The organism is Flagellimonas hymeniacidonis (assembly GCF_008040165.1).
GTDB classification, from domain to species: Bacteria; Bacteroidota; Bacteroidia; order Flavobacteriales; family Flavobacteriaceae; genus Flagellimonas; species Flagellimonas hymeniacidonis.
The window spans coordinates 291,885-309,149 of the sequence record NZ_VRUR01000001.1 but is presented as its reverse complement, the minus strand read 5'-3'; the positions used below and the strand labels follow the sequence as shown (position 1 = coordinate 309,149).

At 37.1% G+C, this 17,265-nt stretch carries 12 protein-coding genes and 1 riboswitch; of the genes, 9 read left to right on the top strand and 3 right to left on the bottom strand.

What is annotated here, in order from left to right; genetic code table 11:
• The first annotated feature begins 104 nt into the window (after positions 1-104).
• Positions 105-848, top strand: a complete 744-nt coding sequence (locus tag FVB32_RS01430; RefSeq protein WP_147740809.1) for a hypothetical protein — start codon at positions 105-107, stop codon at positions 846-848.
• A 78-nt stretch (positions 849-926) separates the two neighbouring features.
• On the opposite strand, the gene FVB32_RS01425 is transcribed toward FVB32_RS01430, so the two are convergent.
• Together FVB32_RS01425 and FVB32_RS01420 are read right to left on the bottom strand one after the other, a co-directional pair.
• On the bottom strand, positions 927-1,541 hold the full coding sequence (locus tag FVB32_RS01425; RefSeq protein WP_147740808.1) for a deoxynucleoside kinase: 615 nt from the start codon (positions 1,539-1,541) through the stop codon (positions 927-929).
• 127 nt (positions 1,542-1,668) lie between these two features.
• On the bottom strand, positions 1,669-4,959 hold the full coding sequence (locus FVB32_RS01420; RefSeq protein WP_147740807.1) for an amidohydrolase family protein: 3,291 nt from the start codon (positions 4,957-4,959) through the stop codon (positions 1,669-1,671).
• Positions 4,960-5,184: 225 nt separating this feature from the next.
• Here FVB32_RS01420 and metK point away from each other — a divergent pair, with 225 nt between their 5' ends.
• Positions 5,185-6,438 carry a methionine adenosyltransferase gene (gene metK / locus FVB32_RS01415; RefSeq protein ID WP_147740806.1) on the top strand — a complete coding sequence of 418 codons (1,254 nt, stop codon included), beginning with the start codon at positions 5,185-5,187 and terminating at the stop codon, positions 6,436-6,438.
• Between the two features lie 102 nt (positions 6,439-6,540).
• Positions 6,541-8,475: a CocE/NonD family hydrolase gene (locus tag FVB32_RS01410; protein WP_187269472.1), complete on the top strand. Its 1,935-nt coding sequence runs from the start codon at positions 6,541-6,543 to the stop codon at positions 8,473-8,475.
• 78 nt (positions 8,476-8,553) lie between these two features.
• Here the strand turns inward: FVB32_RS01410 and FVB32_RS01405 are convergent, their stop codons facing one another.
• Positions 8,554-9,417, bottom strand: coding sequence for an alpha/beta hydrolase (locus tag FVB32_RS01405; protein ID WP_147740805.1), 864 nt, complete (start codon positions 9,415-9,417; stop codon positions 8,554-8,556).
• Between the two features lie 176 nt (positions 9,418-9,593).
• Positions 9,594-9,705, top strand: a riboswitch (SAM riboswitch).
• Positions 9,706-9,824: 119 nt separating this feature from the next.
• Here FVB32_RS01405 and FVB32_RS01400 point away from each other — a divergent pair.
• The 6 genes from FVB32_RS01400 to FVB32_RS01375 all read left to right on the top strand — a co-directional run bounded on the left by FVB32_RS01400 (position 9,825) and on the right by FVB32_RS01375 (position 17,228).
• Positions 9,825-11,117: an O-acetylhomoserine aminocarboxypropyltransferase/cysteine synthase family protein gene (locus FVB32_RS01400; RefSeq protein WP_147740804.1), complete on the top strand. Its 1,293-nt coding sequence runs from the start codon at positions 9,825-9,827 to the stop codon at positions 11,115-11,117.
• 13 nt (positions 11,118-11,130) lie between these two features.
• Positions 11,131-14,517: a bifunctional aspartate kinase/homoserine dehydrogenase I gene (thrA, locus tag FVB32_RS01395; protein WP_147740803.1), complete on the top strand. Its 3,387-nt coding sequence runs from the start codon at positions 11,131-11,133 to the stop codon at positions 14,515-14,517.
• The gene (locus tag FVB32_RS01390) at positions 14,517-15,686 is read left to right on the top strand and encodes a trans-sulfuration enzyme family protein (RefSeq protein WP_147740802.1); all 1,170 of its coding nucleotides are present in this window, start codon (positions 14,517-14,519) and stop codon (positions 15,684-15,686) included. Before thrA ends, FVB32_RS01390 begins: the two co-directional genes overlap by 1 nt.
• Before the next feature lie 48 nt (positions 15,687-15,734).
• Complete coding sequence (locus FVB32_RS01385; protein WP_147740801.1) at positions 15,735-16,145, top strand: RrF2 family transcriptional regulator; 411 nt, start codon at positions 15,735-15,737, stop codon at positions 16,143-16,145.
• Positions 16,146-16,328: 183 nt separating this feature from the next.
• Positions 16,329-16,592 (top strand): DUF2061 domain-containing protein, encoded by a 264-nt coding sequence (locus FVB32_RS01380; protein ID WP_147740800.1) that lies wholly within the window; start codon positions 16,329-16,331, stop codon positions 16,590-16,592.
• A 12-nt stretch (positions 16,593-16,604) separates the two neighbouring features.
• Positions 16,605-17,228 (top strand): phosphoadenosine phosphosulfate reductase domain-containing protein, encoded by a 624-nt coding sequence (locus tag FVB32_RS01375; protein ID WP_147740799.1) that lies wholly within the window; start codon positions 16,605-16,607, stop codon positions 17,226-17,228.
• Positions 17,229-17,265: the final 37 nt, after the last annotated feature.

Below are 17,265 nucleotides of genomic sequence, written 5' to 3'. Positions count from 1 at the left end.
TCTGAAAAAGGCCAAGGTTATTAGAGAGTTAAGATGACCTGGATTCTTTTGTATGAATCTATTTAAATCATATATTGTAGGATAAATCTTATAAAATTAGTAATATGAAAAGAAAGGTAAGTTTGATGTTTGGATTATTATTTTTAATCCTAATGTCTTGTGAAAAGGAAGAAACAGTGGCAGAAAACCTCGAAGCCATAAAAAGTACATCAAGTATAGGTTCTAATGGTTGTGAGGTAAATGGAAATTTTAACCCGATTAGTTTTTCAAATGAAGAACGGATATTTACAGCTGTAGGATTATCAGGTTTTAGTTCGGTATGGACGGTAGAATCTGGGAATATTCAAATAATTGGTTCCAGTGTAGGAAGCAGTGTTAGATTAAGGTTTTTATCCAATTTTACAACAGGAAGTGTAATGGTAAAAATAAATAACCCTGGAGCTTCAACGGATTGTGACGTTGTATTAAATCTTTACAAAGTAGGTTTTGACCCAAATTGTCCAAATACTGGACCAAGCGCTGTTCCTATATTCTCCCAGTTTGGAAGCCCTACTCCTCCAGGTTATCAAGAAGGAAATTTGGGTAGTAACTCTTTATGTGTGAATACGATTGCAAATCGATTGTCTATTCCATTCGATCCATGTGTTTCTTCATATTCTTGGACAATAAACCCAAGCGGGATTAATGTGGCCGACATTTTTCCGGAGGATAACGGAAATGCCGCAACAGTTATCATAAAGAATGCTGGAAATTATACTGTGACTTTGGTAACCTCTAATGCGAACGGAACCCGTATTGAGGTGTTTGGTTTGAATGCAGTGAACTGTAATTCTGGAGGAGGTTTCTAAAAACTCTCCTTTGTTAAAAGTAAGGCCCCTACAAAATATAACTTGCAGGGGCCTTTTATTGGTGTACTTTTTTGAGTATCAAAACAACCCATGAATTTCAGCATCAATTTTATTGATTACAGTACCCAAATCTTCAGGTTCATCAACAAAATTGATGTTGTCCACATCAATGATAAGAAGTTTACCTTTTTCGTAGGTGTTTACCCAGGCCTCGTAGCGTTCGTTCAATCTACTTAAGTAATCTATCGAGATGCTGTTTTCATAATCCCGCCCGCGTTTGTGGATTTGATTTACCAAATTGGGAATGGAGCTGCGCAAATAGATGAGCAAATCTGGAGGTTGTACCAAACTTTCCATTAAATCAAAAAGACTGGAGTAATTCTCAAAATCGCGATTGGTCATTAATCCCATGGCATGAAGGTTGGGCGCAAAAATATGGGCATCTTCATAAATGGTCCTATCTTGAATCACTTTTTTGCCTCCTTCACGAATTTTTAAAATCTGCCGGTAACGACTATTCAAAAAGTATATCTGAAGGTTAAAGCTCCAACGCTCCATTTGCGTGTAGAAATCATCTAAATAGGGATTATCTACCACGTCCTCAAAGTGAGCTTCCCATTTATAATGCTTTGCCAATAAATTAGTTAATGTAGTTTTTCCTGCTCCAATGTTTCCGGCTACCGCAATGTGCATGGGTCTTTTTGTTGAATGGTTATTAGACTGTTGTGTTTAATCGAAAGGCATACAATATACAACGAATCTTGTTGAAGGTAAAACCTACTATGTACCTTTTATCAACCTTTCGACGAAATCACCCTTATCAATGTTTTAGCGCATGGCAACTGCAACCAGGAATGCTAAAACTCTGAGTCTGCTCATGCCAAGGAAATGCTTGGTTGTACTTATTGTTTTCCCAATAAAATTGACTACGTTCCTTTGGTTCATTTCCAATTTCATTCATGGTCTCCGTATCATACAATCGCCCATTGATCATGGTGTAGCGCACCGAATTGGTGTTTTCAATATCTTCTAAGGGGTTTTTATCCAGAACAATTAAATCGGCAAGTTTACCGACTTTTAAAGAGCCTATTTCATCTCCCATGCCAATATATTGAGCGCCGTTTATGGTTGCAGCTTTTAAAGCTTCCATATTGGACATGCCTCCGGCTTTTAGCATCCAAAGTTCCCAATGTGCGCCAAGGCCCTGCAATTGCCCATGAGCACCTAGATTTGCCTTAACACCTGCATTTGAAAGCTTGGTAACGGTTTCGGAAACTAGAATGTGACCGTTTTTATATTCTTCCTGCGGTACTTTGGTGCGATGTCGGCTTCGTGAATCAACAATATGTCTAGGGGTATATTTCAGCAGTTTTTCATTCTCCCAGACATTATCCCGTTCATAGTAGAAGTATTCACCATTCATTCCACCATAATTTACAATTAGAGTAGGTGTATAACCACTTTTGCTGTTGCTCCATAAAGTAACAATGTCTTTATAGACAGGTGCCACAGGAATATTATGCTCCACACCTGTATGTCCATCCATAATCATGGTCATGTTGGTGAAAAATGTAGAACCGCCCTCAGGAACAACATTTACTCCTAGCTCTTTGGCTGCTTGCATAACCTGTTGTCTCTGTTCTCTGCGCGGTTGGTTATAACTTTTAACAGAAGTGGCCCCAAATGCTTTTGTTCTTCGGATAGCAGAGCGCGCATCTTCTAAATTGTTGATGACAGCTTTAAAATCCCCATCCGCACCATAAAGGATAAAGCCAGTGGAATAAATACGAGGGCCCACCATCTCTCCGCTTTTTACAAGCTCCGACAAGCCAAAGACGGTTTCGCTATTTGCGGATGGATCATGAGCTGTAGTTACTCCATAGGCAAGATTTGCATATAATTGCCAGTGCTTTTTAGTGTTCAGCCCTGCTCTAAAAGCACCAATATGGGCATGGGCATCTACAATACCGGGCATAATGGTCTTGCCTTTCATATCAAATACCTTTGTGCTTGAGGGTACGGAAACTTCTGATGAAACACCAATAGCCTCAATTTTATTGTTCTCAATTAAGATAGTCGCATTCTCCAAAACCTCATCATTCTCCATAGTGATAATCCTAACATTGGTTAAAGCAATGCTGCCTTTGGGTCTATCTGTTTTGGCAATTAAACCAACATCAATTCCTTTTTCAGTCATTGGTGGAATACTGTCTGGAGAATTTTGAAGAAAAGTAAAGCGTTGATTTACATCATTTGAGAAATATTGACTGCCTAAAGTCCAATGTAACTTTTTACTGTTATTGGACCAATGCAAATTATAGCCAGCATCCTTGGCTACCTGTGTTATTGGAAAAGCTTTGCTTTTCGGGTCAAACTCAATGGTTTGACCTGTAATTGTCATTGGCGCAACATACGCTTTGTGAAGATTGGAAAATAGTAACCATTTGTTATCTGGAGAGGGTACAATATGATTGGCATATTTTGATTTAAAATGAACCCGTTCATCTTTTCCATCAAAATCTACACTTTTTAGCTCTTTTGTAAGTGCTCCAAAAAATTGCCCCCCTGTTTGAAAGAAAATCCGTTGGTCATTCTTACTGAAAGTAGGAGTTAAGCCATTATCGGTTAGTTTTTTTGAATTACCTCCATTGGCAGACATTACATAAATTCCTGGTTCTTTAGTGAAAGTACGGCCTTGGTCATTATTACCACTTTGCTTGCCATAAACCAAATGTTTTCCATCATTGGAAAAGGATGGAAAACGGTAAATTCCTATTAATGAAGTCATTTTTGTAGATGAACCGCCATTTGAGGCTATTTTATGGATAGCACCTAGTTGTTCATCATCCCAAGAAACATAAACAATTTCCTTACCATTGGGCGAAAATGAAGGTTCAAATTCAAGGTCATCACTATTGGTCAAACGTTTGGGTTTACCATTGGGCAGCGTTTTGGTCCATAAGTGTCCAAGAGCGCTGAATACAATCTTTTTTCCATCAGGTGAAGTTTTTACATGGCGAATCACCTTGGCGGTAAACTCTTCTGAATCTACTTGATGTTTAGCACGATGGGTTTCCGCTATTTTTAGTGTCGTATTTATTTTGAAAGGGATAGGGTCTACTTTTAAGGTTTCAATATTGACTTTATGAATTTTTCCACCCGCCCAAAAGACAATTTCCTTGTTATTGGGTGTCCAACTAAAATTGGGATAAGTACCAAAAAGAGCCCAGGCTTCCATTTGATCTTTGTTTAAAGCATCATATATGGGCCATTCTTCCCCTGTTTCTAAATCATGAACAAACAAAACGGTTTTGGTGCGGACACGCTTAACAAAAGCTAATTTTCTGTTATCTGGTGATACGGTTGGTCTAGATGCACTGCCTGGTCCGCCGGTAATAGGAATAGTTTTTCCAGTCTCAAAATCATAACGTTTAACAACATAAATCTGTGAGTTTGGGTTTTTGTTATATTGAAAAAAACCTCCAGAGTACATGTCTTCACAATAGTAAAGATATTTTCCATCCCTGGAAATAGAAGGTTCATTTACATCTTGCTGATCATTTTTTCTTTTAGTCAGTTGCAATCCACTTCCACCTGTAATGTGGTATTGCCATAACTCTCCTGCACCCAATGAACGTTGAGAGGTAAAGTGTTTTCTGGCGATGATGTGATTTCCATCTGAAGTCCAAACAGCATTGTTAAGCAATCGAAAATCTTCTTTGGTGACTTGTTTTGCATTCTGCCCATCCACATCCATGACCCAAATGTTATCACCCCCACCAGCATCGGAAGTGAAGGATATTTTTTTGCCATCTGGACTAAAACGTGGTTGTACCTCAAACGGTAGTCCAGAACGTAGCACTTTTGGAGTTCCACCAGCTATCGGCATAACATAAATGTCTCCTAACATATCAAATGTAATTTGACTGCCATCAGGGCTAACGTCTAGATTCATCCATGTTCCCTCATCGGTTTCCAAAGCAACATCATTGATTTTCCAATCCGTGTAAGGATTGGAGACATCCCATTTGTTGTCATCTTTTTTTTCTTGACCAAAAGAGGAGAGTGTAAAAAAGAAAAGAAGAGTTGGCAAAAGTACTTTGTTTTTCATTTTAAAGAATATTAGTCAATGAACAAAATACGCATAAAGAGGGTATTATCATGAAAAGGAATTTTAAAATTTTATTTGGTTTTCAAGACCAAAACATTTTTATATTTTTGCACACAATTATTGAGGAAAGATTTGACTGATTGCAACCTCCCTAAAAAAATGCTAAAAAGTGGTGTAAACTTCTTTGGGCTTTGCCGTCAAATCTTCACGTAAAATTACATATACATGCCATATTTGTTTACATCAGAATCTGTTAGTGAAGGACACCCAGACAAAATAGCGGATCAAATAAGTGATGCACTATTAGATAATTTTTTAGCTTTTGACCCTGAAAGCAAGGTAGCTTGCGAAACTTTGGTCACTACTGGGCAAGTGGTGTTGGCTGGCGAGGTAAAAAGCCACACGTATTTGGATGTTCAAAATATTGCGCGAAAGGTTATCAATGATATTGGGTACACCAAAGGAGAATACCAATTTAGTGGAGATTCTTGTGGTGTTATTTCTTTGATTCATGAGCAGTCACAAGACATAAACCAGGGGGTTGATAGAGGAAAAAAAGAAGACCAAGGTGCAGGAGACCAAGGTATGATGTTCGGTTATGCAACAAAGGAGACGGAAAACTATATGCCTTTGGCCCTTGATATTTCCCACAAAATCCTTCAAGTCTTAGCAGAACTTAGACGAGAGGGCAGCCAAATAGGTTATTTAAGACCAGACGCTAAAGCGCAAGTAACCATTGAGTATTCTGATGATAACGCTCCTCAACGTATAGATACGATTGTGGTTTCCACGCAACATGATGATTTCGATTCTGATGATCAAATGCTATCAAAAATCAAAGAAGATATTATCTCTATTCTTATTCCAAAAGTTGTGGACAGATTACCAAAAAACATTCAAGCCCTTTTTGATGACCAAATCAACTATCATATAAACCCAACAGGAAAATTTGTGATTGGTGGTCCACATGGAGATACAGGCCTTACCGGTCGTAAAATAATTGTGGATACTTATGGGGGAAAAGGAGCGCATGGAGGTGGTGCTTTTAGTGGAAAAGACCCGAGTAAAGTAGATAGGAGTGCAGCGTATGCAGCAAGGCATGTGGCAAAGAATTTAGTTGCTGCTGGTGTTGCTGATGAAATTCTAGTGCAGGTGAGTTACGCGATAGGAGTGGTAGAGCCCACCTCAATTTTTGTGGACACTTATGGTACATCCAATATTGGTTTGTCAGATGGTGAAATAGCTGAAAAAGCTTCGGAATTGTTTGATATGAGACCATTTGCCATAGAAGAACGTTTAAAGCTTAGAAATCCAATTTATTTAGAAACAGCTGCCTATGGTCACATGGGAAAACAACCCCAAACACTGACCAAAGTTTTTGAATCCCCATACAACGGAAAGATTGAAAAAGAAGTAGAACTGTTTACATGGGAAAAACTAGATATGGTCGAAGCAGTAAAAACTGCATTTGGTTTATAGATCAAAATTTATTTCAAAATAAAAAGGGAGCCAATATTGGCTCCCTTTTTTATTGGGATACTCTCATGAACTTTAGTAGTTTTAGAAAATAAAACTATCCGAATGAAAAGTTCTACTCGATTTATATTCCTGGGCATTTGTATTGTGTTAATGGCTGTAAGCTGTAAAAAAACCATCAAACAAGATACTGTTGAACAAGAAGACACTTATGTGGCCGATAATTACACTAAGCAAGAAGTAGATATTGAAATGCGTGATGGCGTTACATTGCACACTACCATATATGCTCCCAAGGATGTTTCAAAAGAATATCCCATATTGATGCAACGCACTCCCTACAGCTCAAGACCATATGGAGAGGGAAACTTTAGAAAGCAAATAGGGCCTAATATTCATTTAATGAAAGAGGGGAATATCATTGTGTACCAAGATGTACGAGGAAGATGGTTAAGTGAAGGACATTATGAAAACATGCGAGCCTATATTCCAAATAAAACTTCCAATGAGCATGTGGATGAAAGTTCGGATACGTATGATACCATTGAATGGTTGGTGAACAATGTGGAAAATAATAATGGTAAAGTGGGTGTCTGGGGAATTTCTTATCCGGGTTACTACGCAACATATGCCACTATTGATGCGCATCCTGCTCTAAAAGCATCTTCTCCACAAGCCTGTATTGGCGATTTCTTTTTTGATGATTTTCACCATAACGGGGCATATTTATTGAGTTATTTTAGAGTAACATCCCTTTTTGGTACACCACGGCCAAACAATGACCAACCTATAGATACAGCTTGGTATTCTTTTCCAGATATTCAAACAGAGGATCAATACCAATTCTTTTTGGATGCCGGCCCTTTAAAAAACCTCAACTCATTTTTTGAGTACGAAACTGTTGATACGCCTACTATGCGACCAGAAGGGGTAACGGACGATTATTTTTGGAATGAATTAAAAGAACATCCCAATTACGATGAACTTTGGCAGAGTCGCGGATTGATTCAACATTTAGATAAATCCAAATCACATGTAGCTACCATGATTGTTGGCGGTTGGTTTGATGCCGAAGACCTCTACGGGCCATTGGAAACCTATAAGAATATCGAAAAAAATAAAGAGAGTTATAATACCATGGTTTTTGGGCCATGGGATCATGGCCGCTGGGCACGTCGGAATGGACGTAGTTTAGTGGGCAACTACTATTTTGGTGATTCCATATCAGAATTTTACCAAGAAAAGATTGAAACGAAATTCTTCAATCATTTTTTAAAGGGAGATGGTGATAAAAATAGTGGCCTGCCTGAAGCTTATGTTTTCGATTCAGGAAGAAAGGAGTGGAAAGAATATGATTCTTGGCCACCTAAGGGCCTTGAAAAGCAAGCCATGTTTCTTTCAGAAAATCAGGAATTAACCAGTGAGCAAAACGATGTTTCGGGGATTAAGTTCATAAGTGATGTCAAAAAACCGGTTCCCTATTCTGAAGATATTAAATCCGTACTTACACCAAGAAAATATATGACAGATGATCAGCGTTTTGCCGCTCGTCGCTCAGATGTTCTTGTTTTTGAGACCGATGTGATGGAAGAAGATTTAACCCTGGCAGGTGATATTTTAGCAAAACTAAAAGTAGCTACTACTGGGACTGCGTCAGATTGGATTGTAAAGATTATCGATGTACATCCTGCAAATACGGAAACCAATGAGGAGATGCAGGACCATCTTAAAATGAGCAATTATCATTTAATGATTCGAAGTGAGGTGTTACGTGGACGATTTAGAAATAGTTTTTCAAACCCGGAACCGTTTACTCCAAACAAGAAGACCGATGTCACCATTAAATTGCAAGATGTTTTTCATACAATAAAGAAAGGCCACAAGCTTCAGGTACAAGTGCAAAGCACATGGTTCCCTCTAATAGATTTGAATCCGCAGACCTACGTTGAAAATATATTCAAAGCAGATGAAACGGATTTTAAAACACAGACCCACACAGTATTTACTGATTCTAGTATTGAGTTTTCGGTTTTAAAATAACCAAAGATCCCACATATAAAATGCAATAGGTTTTTAAGATGCTAACTTTTAGATTTATGCGACCTAGATTTTATTAGTTTAACTACTAAAATTGGCATTTTTCATAATGTGTTTGGTAATGACTTTTTTTAATTCTTGGTATTTTGTTTGGATTAACCAATGACCAGAATCTAATTCTAAAAACTCATATTCATTTTTCATATATTGATGACTTTCACTAACAGCATAAGAGCCTATCGCGATGTCCTTATTTCCCCAAATAAATAACGTTGGAACATTGATATCTCCAAGTATTTGTTTTGTAGCTGCACTCTTTAATAGTTTGTAATTACTGCGATAATAATTTAGCGATGCAGTCAGTTGTTTTGGGTTTTTAAAAACTTCCAAATAATTGTCAATTTCATTGGATTCACTATTCTTCCATAATTTTTTTAATATTTTGAAATCATCTTTTCTGATTCGTGATTCTGGAAGATATGACAGCTGAAAGTCTTTTATATATTGACTCATTTTACTTTGTTCCATATCAACTACAATGGCTTTTCCAAAAGCTTGTAGATGTGGAACAGAGATTCCGGTCCAACTTAAAATCCTGTCTTGATGATCATGGACTACTTTCCAACCAATGGCCGCTCCCCAATCATGACCAAGAAGATGAAATTTTGATTTATTTAGAAAATTGGAAATGCCTAAAACATCCTTGCTCAGCTTATCTAAACTGTAATGTTTTTTGCCCTTAGGACATGCATTTTTGCTATACCCTCTTAAATTGGGGGCAACACAATAAAAACCATTTTTAGAAAAATGAGACATTAGCTTTTTCCACATATAAGACGTTTCAGGCCAACCATGCAAAAAAATCACTAACTCGTTTTCCTTATCGCCATCAGTTCGGCAATCGAATGTCAAATCATCAATCTTTATTTGAATGGTTTCTTTCATACTTTGGAATTACATCTAAACAAATTTTTATTGTTAGTAACAACCGTATTTCTATTTAGAGCAACTCCAAAATACAGGTTTTAGATTTCTTGCGGATATTAATTTTTCATAAAAGATTAGGATTTTAAAAGATTCTGCCTTTATATTTGTTCTAATAAGTTCAAACACGTATTGAATAGTTATCAAGAAAGGTGGAGGGAATAGACCCTATGAAGCCTTAGCAACCCTTGACTTCCAATGTCAAGAAGGTGCTAAATTCTATCCTAACGTTTTAGGAATAGATAACAGCCATCGATTTATATCGATTTCACTTTCTTATAACTTTTTGATTTATCCTATCAATCTACGGATTGAGTAGGGTTTGGCTTTTTATTTTATCGATGCTAATAATTTAAAAAACTGAAATCATGAGTGATCAAAAATTTTCAACCAATGCCTTGCATGCAGGACACGACACCACCCAAACCGGTGGCACTAGGGCAGTACCTATTTATCAAACAACATCTTACGTTTTTAACGACACAGAACATGCTGCTAATCTATTTTCATTAGCAGAGCTTGGGTTTATTTACACACGTTTAAATAACCCCACCAATCAAATACTGCAAGAAAGGCTTGCTGCTATTGAAGGTGGGGTGGGAGCTGTAGTTTTTGCCTCAGGCACAGCCGCCATTTCCACTGGATTGTTAACGCTGTTAAAAGCTGGTGATCATATAGTGGCATCGAGCAGTTTATATGGAGGTACATTTAACTTATTAAACGTTACCTTACCTCGATTGGGTATTACTACCACTTTTGTGGATGCATCGGACCCTTCTACTTTCAAAGATGCAGTGCAAGAAAATACTAGAGCGTTCTTTGTGGAGTCTTTGGGCAATCCTAAATTGGATGTGTTGGATTTAAAAGCTATTTCCAAGGAAGCAAAAGCAGCTAAAGTGCCATTCATAGTTGATAATACCGTGGCAACTCCTGGATTATTGAATCCTATTGAACATGGGGCAAATCTTGTGATTCATTCATTGACCAAATATATTGGGGGACAAGGTAACTCTTTAGGTGGTGCTATCATTGATGCTGGTACCTTTGATTGGGCTAATGGTAATTTTCCAGAATTTACAGAACCATCTGCTGGGTACCATGGTTTGGTTTATAGTGAAGCCTTAGGTGCTGCTGCATTTACTTTTAAATTGATTTTGGAAGGTTTGCGTGATTTTGGCGGTGCATTAAGTCCATTTAATGCCTTTCAAATTATTCAAGGCCTAGAAACTTTGCCAGTAAGAATCAAGCAGCATAGTGAAAATGCTTTGGCTTTGGCAGAATGGTTGCAAGATAGAGATGAAGTAGCTTGGGTAAACTATCCTGGGTTAAAAGGGAATAAATACTATGAGCTGGCACAAGAATACTTGCCAAAAGGGCAAAGTGGTTTGGTTACGTTCGGGGTAAAAGGTGGTTTTGAAGCAGCAAAAAAATTGACCGATGCAACCAAGATATTCTCATTATTGGCAAATATAGGTGATACCAAATCTTTGATCATTCATCCAGCAAGTACAACGCATCAGCAATTGACTGAAGAGCAACAAGCAGATGCCGGAGTATCTCAAGACTTGATTAGATTATCAGTTGGGCTAGAAGATTTATCTGATTTGAAAGCCGATTTAGAACACGCATTTTCAACAATTGATAAGTCGGTTTTGGCTTAATAAATAATATTTTATGCTCAAGCATATTACCATACAAAACTATACCACCTTAAATGGCGTTGTTGAAGATTTGCAATTGTCCTATCAAGTTTTTGGGGAGAAATTGCACACTGCGCCTATTGTTTTGGTGAATCATGCGCTTACAGGAAACTCCAATGTTACGGGAGAAGAAGGGTGGTGGTCAGATTTAATTGGTAAGGACAGATGTATTAATACAGATACCTATACCATTTTGGCTTTCAATATTCCAGGAAACGGATATGATGGTTTTGTTATTGATAATTATAAGGATTTTGTTGCTGGTGATATTGCACAGATTTTTCTTTCGGGATTGGAGCAACTTAAAATTGAACGGTTGTATGCAATTATTGGTGGTTCATTGGGCGGAGGTATTGCATGGGAGATGACTGCACTTAATCCAAAGATTACTGAACATTTGATCCCTGTAGCTTCTGATTGGAAGTCTACAGATTGGTTGATAGCAAATTGCCAAATCCAAGAACAGTTTTTGGTAAATTCTAAACAACCAGTTCACGATGCACGGATGCACGCTATGCTATGTTATAGAACTCCGGAATCTTTTAAAGAGCGTTTTAAGCGAAGCACCAATGAAGAACTTCAGGTTTTCAATGTAGAAAGTTGGTTGATGCATCATGGTGAAAAACTACAGGAACGATTTCAGCTCTCAGCATATAAATTGATGAACCAACTGTTGAAGACCATCGATATTACTAGAAATGGAGATGATGCTTTTAACTTGATTCAGCAAAGCGAAACGAAGATTCATATAATTGGTGTTAATTCAGATTTGTTTTTTACTGCTGAAGAAAACAAAGAAACATTTAGGCATTTGGCTCAGGCCAACGCAAATGTAACCTATGGAGAGGTACAATCCCTGCATGGGCATGATGCTTTTTTAATTGAATTTAAACAATTGGAAAAGCTTTTGGAACCAGTTTTTCAAAAAAACGGAAAAACAGATGGCATAAAAATCCTGAAGTTCGGAGGTAAATCCTTGGCCAATGGAGAAGGGATTGAAAATGTGCTGAATATCATTTCAAAAAAAGCAAAAGAAAGGGAGAATTTTGCGGTAGTACTTTCAGCTAGAGATAAAGCAACGGATCAATTGGAATCAATGCTTAAAAAAGCATCAAATGGAAAGGGTTTCAGTGAAGACTTAAATGTTTTTTCAAGTTATCAAAAAGGCAATACTTCTAAGATTGATATAAAAGAAGAACTTCAGCAAATAGAAAAGCTTTTAAAAGGTGTTTCACTTACTGGGGATTACAGCTTAAAAACTAAGGATGAACTATTATCCTATGGGGAATTAATTTCAGGAAAAGTTGTAAGCTCGTTATTGGAGAAATCTGGAATCAAAGCACAGCTTATTGATTCCAGAGCATTGATTAAAACAGATGATACATTTAATAATGCTGAGGTTGACGAAGCAATTTCCAAAGAAAATGTAATTCGTTGTTTTAAAGAACTGGATTCAGACGTTGTACCCATTATCACAGGCTTTATAGCATCTAATAGAGAAGGGGAGACTACAACTTTAGGAAGAAATGGCAGTAATTATTCTGCGGCGCTGTTGGCCAATTTTTTAGATGCCGAAGAACTGGTAAACTATACCCATGTAGATGGTATTTTTACGGCCAATCCGGATTTAGTTACTGATGCCAAGTTGATTGATGTTATTTCTTATGCTGAGGCTAACGAACTTGCAAATTTTGGAGCTAATATTCTACATGCCAAAACTATTATTCCGCTTATTGAAAAGAACATTCCATTGCGTATTCTTAATACGTTCAATAACGATAATAAAGGAACTCTTGTAGGCCCCAAAACTGAAAATGGAGGTATAAAATCTTTGTCTGTAATAGAGGATGTTGCGTTGGTTAACCTAGAAGGAAGAGGTCTTTTGGGCAAAGTAGGAATTGATGCCCGTATTTTTAAGGCCTTAGGACAAAACAATATAAATGTTGGGATAATCTCTCAAGGCTCTTCCGAAAGAGGAATTGGTTTGGTAGTAGAATCCAAAAAGGCCCAAAAAGCAAAAAAGGTATTGGATTTGGAGTTTGAAACGGATTATAGTTCTTATGACATCAATCAGATTACAGTGATGGAAGACGTTTCGGTGATTTCAATTGTTGGGATGGATTTAAGCACTTTCCATAAACCATTTAATGCTTTGGTGAAAAATCAAATTGTCCCTTTACTTTTTAATAATACGGTTTCAGGAAAGAATGTGAGTTTGGTGGTTAAAAAATCCGACTTGCACAAGGCCATCAATGTAGTTCATGGTCAAATTTTTGGAATTGCAAAGAAAATCAATCTGGCCATTTTTGGGCATGGTAACGTGGGAGCAACCTTGATAGATCAGATTTTGGATTCACAAAAAAATATTGAACTACGAAAAGGAATAGACCTTAGAGTCTTTGCTGTGTCAAATTCGAGAAAAGTATTGCTCAATGCAAATGGAATAGCAAAAAGTTGGAAAAAGGATTTGGATACAGGAGGGAAACCATATCAAATTGAAGACATTGTAGCTTTTGCTAAAGAGCATCATTTGGAGAATTTAATAGCTGTAGATAACACTGCGAGTGAAACATTTGTATCCAATTACGAGCTTTTCATTGAGAGTGGATTTGATTTGGTTTCATCCAATAAAATTGCCAATACTTTAGGCTTTGACTATTATAAATCGATTAGAAATCATCTGGAAAAAAATCAAAAGCAGTACCTCTATGAAACCAATGTTGGAGCTGGGTTGCCACTTATCGATACCATAAAATTATTACATCTTTCCGGAGAGAATATTACCCGTATAAAAGGTGTTTTCTCAGGCTCGTTAAGTTATATTTTCAATACTTTTTCAGAAAAAGAAGCGTCATTTTCAACTATTGTAAAAGAAGCTATGGACAAGGGGTATACAGAGCCCGATCCAAGAGAAGACCTTTCCGGCAATGATGTAGGGAGAAAGTTATTGATTTTAGCACGCGAATTGGACTTGCAAAATGAATTTTCAGATATTGAGATTGACAATCTGATCCCTAAACCATTACAATCAATCAATTTTGATGAGTTCATAGATAACATTTCAAAAATGGATGAAAGGTTTAGCAAGATTAAGCAAGATCAAAAAGACGGGTTTGTATTGCGATATATTGGTGACCTACATGGAGACTTGCAACAGGATAAAGGAATATTGGAAGCAAAATTGGTGTCTGTTCCAAAAGAAAGCGCTTTAGGGCAGGTTAAAGGTTCGGACTCCATAATTGAAATTTATACAGAATCATATGGCGAAAACCCCTTAGTGATTCAAGGGGCAGGAGCGGGTGCTGCGGTAACCGCAAGAGGAGTTTTTGGAGATATTTTAAGAATAGCAGAAAAAATATAATGAAGAACGAGAGGAAATTTGAAACGGAGGCGATAAGAATACAGTTGGAGCGCACACAATTTTTAGAGCATTCCACTCCACTGTATCTGACATCCAGTTTTGTATTTGAGGATGCAGAGGACATGAGAGCTTCGTTTGCGGAGGAAAAAGAACATAATATCTATTCAAGATATTCCAATCCAAACTCTTCAGAGTTTATAAATAAGGTATGTAAAATGGAAGGCGCAGAAAATGGCTTTGCATTTGCTTCTGGCATGGCGGCGGTGTTTTCCACATTTGCTGCTTTATTAGAGAGTGGGGATCATATTGTCTCTGCCAAAAGTATTTTTGGTTCTACACATACGCTTTTCACTCAATTTTTCCCCAAATGGAATATTGGTACAAGTTATTTTGATATCAATAATTTAGAGGCTGTTGAGGAACTAATTACTCCTAACACAAAAATTATATATGCTGAATCACCTACAAATCCAGGTGTTGATGTTTTGGATTTGGAGGTTATAGGAAACATTGCCAAAAAACATAATCTCATATTTATTATTGATAATTGTTTTGCATCACCCTATTTACAGCAACCCATAAAATTTGGAGCGGATTTGGTAATTCATTCTGGGACAAAACTGATGGATGGCCAGGGAAGGGTTTTGGCCGGAATTACAGTTGGAAGCAATGAGCTTATTGATAAAATCTACAGATTTTCACGTATTACAGGACCTTCGCTTTCTCCATTTAATGCATGGGTGTTGTCCAAAAGCTTGGAAACTTTGGCACTTAGAGTTGATAGACATTGCTCCAATGCATTGCAATTGGCAACATACTTAGAAAGTCATAAGAAAATAGATTGGGTAAAATATCCATTTCTTAAGTCGCACCCCAAATATGAGATTGCAAAAAAGCAAATGAAAGCTGGCGGATGTGTAGTAGCTTTTGAAGTAAAAGGAGGCATAGAAGAAGGTAAAAAGTTCTTTGATGCCATTAAGTTATTGTCCCTTTCCGCCAATTTAGGTGATTCAAGAAGTATTGTTACACATCCTGCCTCAACAACCCATAGCAAATTGACCAAAGAAGAACGGGAGTCTGTTGGAATTTCTGATGGTATGGTGCGGGTTTCGGTTGGTTTGGAACATATTGATGATATTATAGCAGATATTGAGCAAGCGCTGGGGTAAACCACTATAATAGGGAAGTCAATTGTTAATTTTCCCTATATTCGTAAGATGCTCTCCAAGAAGACAAAATATGGCTTAAAAGCACTTACGTATCTCGCTTCAATAGATAGTAAGGAGCCCGTTCAAATTGCTGAAATAGCCAAACATGAAAACATTTCCCAGAAGTTTTTGGAAAGCATTTTGCTCACCCTCAGACGAAATGGATTTCTAGGCTCTAAAAAAGGAAAGGGTGGGGGATACTATCTAATCAAGGAACCCAAGGATATTTTAATGACCTCAGTAATGCGGGTATTGGAAGGACCTATCGCCATGGTACCTTGCGTGAGTCTTAATTTTTATGAAAAATGTGATGACTGTCCGGATGAAAATAAGTGTTCCGTCAATAAACTGATGCTTCAAGTTAGAGATAGTGCCCTTGAGGTATATAGAAATAATACCTTGGCAGATTTGATTTCCTAAATTAATATTCTTCATTTTTTTTGATTTTTGGTCGAAATATTTATAATAAATCACATCACATTTGTTATAATCTATAAAAACCATAGGGTAAATGTAATTTTATTACCTTTTTAACGATTTACTTAAACAAATAATTCTATTTTTGATTATCCTATTAAATCTATAGGAATATAATAATTAGGAATGATAGCAGATCAGTTAATAATTGGCAATAGGGGAAACAGAGATACTTTCACAAAGGACAAAACTTCTGAAAAACCCAAACGCAGTATAGCGAAATCAGTTAGTTGGAGAATAATTGGGACCTTGGATACTATTCTTATTTCTTGGGTGGTAACCGGAACCTTATCATTGGCATTCTCAATTGGAATGGTTGAACTGGTTACAAAAATGGTGCTGTATTTTTTTCATGAAAGAATTTGGAACAGTATTAACTGGGGTAAATAAACAATTGAAAATATGGCATTCTTAAAAGAGGAAATAGAAAGTTTAAACCGTCAATTTAGAGGTATAGCTCCACAGGAGATTATTTCTTGGGCTTTAAATAATAGTAACAAGCCAGTGGTAACCACTAATTTTAGACCGTACGAGGTTGCCATTCTTCATGCGGTCACCGACGTCTCTACAGAGATTCCCATTCTTTGGTGTGATACTGGGTACAATACCCCCAATACATACAAACATGCAGAAGATTTGATTTCCCGTTTAGGGTTGAATATCAAATTATATGTTCCAAAACAGACATCGGCACATCGCGATTCCGTAATGGGGATTCCTCAAATTGATGACCCTTTGCATGCAACTTTTACAGAACAAGTAAAACTAGAACCGTTTAGAAGAGCAATGGAGGAACACCAGCCAGATGTTTGGTTTACCAACCTGCGTAAAGGACAGACGGCACATAGGAATTCATTGGACGTTTTGAGCTTAAGTAAAGATGGCGTGCTTAAAGTAAGTCCGTTTTATTATTGGAATGATACCCAATTGGATGCTTACTTGAGAGATCGACAATTACCAAACGAACACAAATATTTTGATCCTACCAAGGTTTTGGAAAACCGTGAATGTGGATTGCACACCTAAATCAATAGACTTTTGGACACACTATTAGAAGAAATAC

Excerpts from the sequence above, each read along its gene's own strand:
- FVB32_RS01375 (WP_147740799.1), top strand. The coding sequence starts at position 16,605 with ATGGCATTCTTAAAAGAGGAAATAGAAAGTTTAAACCGTCAATTTAGA.
- FVB32_RS01385 (WP_147740801.1), top strand. The coding sequence starts at position 15,735 with ATGCTCTCCAAGAAGACAAAATATGGCTTAAAAGCACTTACGTATCTC.
- FVB32_RS01425 (WP_147740808.1), bottom strand. The coding sequence starts at position 1,541 with ATGCACATTGCGGTAGCCGGAAACATTGGAGCAGGAAAAACTACATTA.
- thrA (WP_147740803.1), top strand. The coding sequence starts at position 11,131 with ATGCTCAAGCATATTACCATACAAAACTATACCACCTTAAATGGCGTT.
- FVB32_RS01380 (WP_147740800.1), top strand. The coding sequence starts at position 16,329 with ATGATAGCAGATCAGTTAATAATTGGCAATAGGGGAAACAGAGATACT.
- FVB32_RS01420 (WP_147740807.1), bottom strand. The coding sequence starts at position 4,959 with ATGAAAAACAAAGTACTTTTGCCAACTCTTCTTTTCTTTTTTACACTC.
- FVB32_RS01390 (WP_147740802.1), top strand. The coding sequence starts at position 14,517 with ATGAAGAACGAGAGGAAATTTGAAACGGAGGCGATAAGAATACAGTTG.
- FVB32_RS01410 (WP_187269472.1), top strand. The coding sequence starts at position 6,541 with ATGAAAAGTTCTACTCGATTTATATTCCTGGGCATTTGTATTGTGTTA.
- FVB32_RS01405 (WP_147740805.1), bottom strand. The coding sequence starts at position 9,417 with ATGAAAGAAACCATTCAAATAAAGATTGATGATTTGACATTCGATTGC.
- FVB32_RS01430 (WP_147740809.1), top strand. The coding sequence starts at position 105 with ATGAAAAGAAAGGTAAGTTTGATGTTTGGATTATTATTTTTAATCCTA.
- metK (WP_147740806.1), top strand. The coding sequence starts at position 5,185 with ATGCCATATTTGTTTACATCAGAATCTGTTAGTGAAGGACACCCAGAC.
- FVB32_RS01400 (WP_147740804.1), top strand. The coding sequence starts at position 9,825 with ATGAGTGATCAAAAATTTTCAACCAATGCCTTGCATGCAGGACACGAC.